Source organism: Methyloceanibacter marginalis, from assembly GCF_001723295.1.
Classification (GTDB): domain Bacteria; phylum Pseudomonadota; class Alphaproteobacteria; order Rhizobiales; family Methyloligellaceae; genus Methyloceanibacter; species Methyloceanibacter marginalis.
Map to the genome: position 1 here is coordinate 1 of NZ_LPWD01000151.1, position 3,709 is coordinate 3,709.

Here is a 3,709-nt window from a genome sequence, read left to right on the forward strand (position 1 = left end):
TGAGATAGATGATGTTGTTCATTCAGCCCTCCATACGGCGCACGGTCACGGCGGATAGCGCCCCGACATGGAAGCCTACACATTTTTTTCGGCGTTGCCGCCAGATTTACCTCCCCTTGGCTCCATCGCGTTCACGAAGGACTTAGGTTAAGGACGCTTGCGGGCTGTGCGCTCGCGCCGCGCGGGCGTAATTTCTCCGTCGGTCTAGGCAAAGAGACTGCTTGGTGCCGGAGAATCGGCACCTTATGGAGGAGACCTCATGACCAAGCTGTTCGTTCTAGCCGGTGTGGCCCTGCTGCTCGTGTCGGGCACCGCCACAGCGGCCACCATGTCGTCGGGGCGGCCCTCCGCCGTCTTGACCAAGAAGCAATGCAAGACGGTGTGGAACGCCGCCGTCCCGGACGGCCGCTATCTCGACCGCGCCAACGCCGCGCCCTTCATCGTCAACTTCAAGCTCGCCGACGGCCCCGACCAGGACGGCCAGATCTCCAAACGCGAGTTCAAGAAGGCATGCAAGAAGGGCCTGGTGAAGTACCCCTTCCGGTAGGCTCGAAATGACAATGGGACGCCGCGGCTGCGGCGTCCCACACCTGATCTAGCCGCCCTCTTTGCGCATGCGGAGCAGCCAAAGAACGCCCAGGAAGATAAGCGATCCGACGACGGCCGCGAGCACGTCCCGCAGCGAGACCGAGACCGACTCCAGCCCCGAGGCGATATTGAACACGCGGAAGATCGCGCCGCCGATCAGCGCGCCGACAAGGCCGACGCCGAGGCTGGTCCAACGGCCGAGCCCCTCCCATTTGGCGGTGACCAGCATCCCGGCCAAAGAGCCAGCGAGCGCGCCGATCACCAGCCAGACGATCAAATTGCTCAGTGTAAACATCTCAGGCTCCTCCTCGTAGCGATCACGCCTCCTTCGCGCGGCGAACCATCATCGGCAGCAGCAAATAAGCCCAGCCGGTCATCACGAGATTGATACCGACCAGCAGGCCGATGGCCCAGGTCGCAGAGCTCGGCAGATCAAACAGGATGAGAATACCGACTGCGAGCGCGACGAGGCCGGCAAGCAGCATCCACACCCAGCCGTCGAGCGGCCGCATGCGGAACGCCATGGCGATCTCGATGACGCCCTGGATCACGAACATCGCAGCCAGGAAGATGGTCAGCGTGACGATGCCCGTCAGCGGAAAGAAGGCGAGCCAGCCCCCGCCCACAAGGAACAGAACGCCCATCAGAAGATCGAGGAGGAATTCGCTCCAGCCTTTCACCGAGAAGGCGTGGACGATTTGCACGATGCCCCCGATGAGGAACAACCAGCCTAAGAAGATCTTCGTGGCGATCGTCGCCATGAACGGAAACGCGATCGCAATGACGCCAAGCACGATCAAGAGAATGCCGAATATCGTGAACCAGGTGCGATTCTCGGAAATTGCCGTATGCGCGGCTGCATGTGCGGCCATGACCGCTCCTCCCCTTTAAGCCCGCTTTGGTGCGGTGGGGATGCAGAATAGCACGGACGGCCCGGGCGCGGAGGAAGCGCCGGCTCTTGGCTGTGGAGAAGGGCGTCCGCGACCGGCGCCCTTCTCCGTCAGATACCTGAAATATCCCCGCGAATTAGCCCCTCAGACGGCCGGATGGTCTGGCCGTTGGGCGGCAGCGGGAGAAGCGCCGCTACGCTCCTCGATGGCCTGGCCGAGGCACCAATCGGCCATCTTGAGATGCTCCTTGACCACGTCGGGATGGTCCGCCTCCGTGGCCCGCTGGATGAACTTCTTGGCTTCGTCGACAAAGTCCATGGAACCCTCCTCCTGACACACCGCCCTTTACGGGCGCTCTTTCGGACATGTGTGCCCGCGGTCCAATCCGGAAGACCTCTCAGCGGGGCGCGGGTCTGAACTCCGTCATCTAGCGTACGGAGTCCCGCCTCCACTGCCTTTGCTTCGAGGGGCTAGCGCCCACATGCTTCGTTGCTGAGGGCGCTCAACAGCCCCCGTTCAACAACGATGGAGGAAATGCCAGACATGAGAAAATTAGTCGCGACGAGTGTCTTTGCTACGGGCCTTTTGGCCATCGGACTGACGGCGCCCGCTTCGGCCGCCGAGGAAAAATACTTCGTGACCATCGATACGGTGGGTATGTGCTCCGTGATCCTGGATATTCCCGGGACGGAGCTGAGCGCCGGCAAGGAGTCGATCGGCGCCGCCGAGGGCTATGACAGCATGGAGGACGCCAAGGCTGCCCTTGCCGAGATGAAGGACGAGAAGAAGTGCGAAGGGGTCGTGGTCGGCGGCTGAGGCCGGCTGGAAAAGACTTATCCCTTCCCTCGAGATGCCCGGGGTCACCCCGGGCGTCTCACCTCTAGCCGGCGAGAAGCTCGACCTCGGCGGCCGCGCAGAAGGCGGACAGCGCGATGAGCACTTTCCGCTTCGCCTTCGACAATTCCCATTTATCGGCTTGCGCGCACATCAGGCGGTAGCAGCGGCAGGCGATGCGCTCGAGGCTCGGCCGATCCTTGATGCGGATGACGCCGCGATCCTTGGCGAAGATGCCGCGCTGCTCGAGATCCTTGAAAGCGCAGGAGACTGTGGGGCGGCGCACGCCGAGGCTGCGGGCCAACAGATCCTGGGTCACGGGAAGCCGGTCCAGGTCGCTGCGGTCGTGGGCCATGAGCAGCCAGCGCGCGAGCCGCGGCAGGAGGGCGTGCCGCAGGCTGCACGCCGCGGACTGCGAACTCTGCATCAGAGAGACGTGCAAATAGCCCTTGAGCGCCTGCGTAAGGCCCGGCAGTTCCGGCGCCAAGCGGTTCACATCCTCGACGCTCAACCGCAAGGCGCTGCCGCCGATCTGCACGAAATGGGTCAGGTCCGAAATCTCGCCGCCGAGCAGGACGGTGCCGCCGACCACGCCGTCGCGCCCGATCAGCCCCACCTCGGCGGCGTTGCGGTCGTCGACCTTGGCCAGCACGGAGACGAGGCCTTCCTCGATGAAGAACAAATGCTCGATGGGCAGCCCGGCATGCTGCAACACGCGGCGCGGGACCAGGGGGACCCGGTCCAGAAGCGGGAAGAGCCGGGCGAGTTCATCCTCAGGGAGCGAGCGGAGCAGCGCGTTGCGCGGGGGCTGGGCCTCGGCGGGAAACGGCAGGATGTTGCTAAGCTGCTCGGTCGGAATACGGATAAACCCCACGGCACTGCTCCCCTGTTGACGCTCCGGAGACCGGAGACGCACCCTCATGACTAGATAGGGCGCCGCCGACGGGGTTCAAGACCGTCAAGCCTTTGTTGCACCGCACCAAACACACCTGGTGCCCCTCCCGATCGTCCGCAAAAGCGTCACGTTCGCTCGGTATTTCGCGGCGAGGACAGCGATCGTAGAACGGACGGAATGACGGTTCAGAGCGCAAAAAAGATCTCAGGCGGCGTGGTCCATGACCTGCCCGCGGACCTGAAAAAGGCCCTGATCGCCAACGCCAAGGCGCTGGCGACATGGGAGGACATCACGCCGCTCGCGCGCAACGAGTGGATCTGCTGGATCTCGTCGGCCAAGAAGGCGGAGACCAGAACGCGCCGGATCGCCTGGGGCTGCGAGAACCTCCAAGACGGGAAGCGGCGCCCCTGCTGCTGGCCCGGCTGTCCGCATCGTTGAGAGGCGTTCCTCTCTTTCGTCACGGCCGGCGCTCTTTGCTACCTCCCCCTTGCGGGGAGGTCCG

7 protein-coding genes are annotated in these 3,709 nt (G+C 63.8%); 3 read left to right on the top strand and 4 right to left on the bottom strand.

The window, feature by feature from the left end:
• Positions 1-259 precede the first annotated feature (259 nt).
• Positions 260-547, top strand: coding sequence for an EF-hand domain-containing protein (locus AUC71_RS06410; protein WP_069623604.1), 288 nt, complete (start codon positions 260-262; stop codon positions 545-547).
• A gap of 48 nt (positions 548-595) precedes the next feature.
• Here the strand turns inward: AUC71_RS06410 and AUC71_RS06415 are convergent, their stop codons facing one another.
• From AUC71_RS06415 to AUC71_RS19275, 3 genes are all read right to left on the bottom strand, one after another.
• Complete coding sequence (locus tag AUC71_RS06415) at positions 596-883, bottom strand: GlsB/YeaQ/YmgE family stress response membrane protein (protein ID WP_069623605.1); 288 nt, start codon at positions 881-883, stop codon at positions 596-598.
• Between the two features lie 22 nt (positions 884-905).
• Positions 906-1,460, bottom strand: a complete 555-nt coding sequence (locus tag AUC71_RS06420) for an HdeD family acid-resistance protein (RefSeq protein WP_069623606.1) — start codon at positions 1,458-1,460, stop codon at positions 906-908.
• 162 nt (positions 1,461-1,622) lie between these two features.
• On the bottom strand, positions 1,623-1,796 hold the full coding sequence (locus tag AUC71_RS19275; RefSeq protein ID WP_158007731.1) for a hypothetical protein: 174 nt from the start codon (positions 1,794-1,796) through the stop codon (positions 1,623-1,625).
• 225 nt (positions 1,797-2,021) lie between these two features.
• Here AUC71_RS19275 and AUC71_RS06425 point away from each other — a divergent pair, with 225 nt between their 5' ends.
• Positions 2,022-2,294 (top strand): hypothetical protein, encoded by a 273-nt coding sequence (locus AUC71_RS06425; protein WP_141701499.1) that lies wholly within the window; start codon positions 2,022-2,024, stop codon positions 2,292-2,294.
• A gap of 64 nt (positions 2,295-2,358) precedes the next feature.
• Here the strand turns inward: AUC71_RS06425 and AUC71_RS06430 are convergent, their stop codons facing one another.
• Entirely contained in the window at positions 2,359-3,186 is an 828-nt protein-coding gene (locus AUC71_RS06430; RefSeq protein WP_069623608.1) for a Crp/Fnr family transcriptional regulator, read from the bottom strand.
• A gap of 198 nt (positions 3,187-3,384) precedes the next feature.
• Here AUC71_RS06430 and AUC71_RS06435 point away from each other — a divergent pair, with 198 nt between their 5' ends.
• The gene (locus tag AUC71_RS06435; protein ID WP_069623609.1) at positions 3,385-3,645 is read left to right on the top strand and encodes a YdeI/OmpD-associated family protein; all 261 of its coding nucleotides are present in this window, start codon (positions 3,385-3,387) and stop codon (positions 3,643-3,645) included.
• Positions 3,646-3,709 lie beyond the last annotated feature (64 nt).